This is a genomic window from Streptococcus sp. HMSC062B01, assembly GCF_001811085.1.
GTDB classification, from domain to species: Bacteria; Bacillota; Bacilli; order Lactobacillales; family Streptococcaceae; genus Streptococcus; species Streptococcus gordonii.
Genome location: NZ_KZ672801.1, coordinates 1 through 228, shown reverse-complemented (window position 1 = coordinate 228; position 228 = coordinate 1). Strand labels below are relative to the sequence as shown.

General features: G+C 55.3%; 1 pseudogene. It reads left to right on the top strand.

Annotated elements, in window-relative coordinates:
* Nucleotides 1-228 (top strand): annotated as a pseudogene (locus tag HMPREF2780_RS11785) (hypothetical protein); the annotation flags it as partial.

The window sequence follows — 228 nt, the reverse complement described above, 5'->3', positions numbered from 1 at the left end:
AAGCGGACGTACTTGCTGAAACAGACGCACTCGTTGACGCTGATTCGCTCGCTGATACAGACGCACTCGTTGACGCTGATTCGCTGGCACTTACTGAGGCACTCGTTGACGCGGACATACTTGCTGAAACAGATGCACTCGTCGAGGCGGATTCGCTCGCACTTACCGATGCGCTCGTTGAAGCGGATTCGCTGGCACTTACTGAAGCGCTTGTGGAAGCTGATTCGC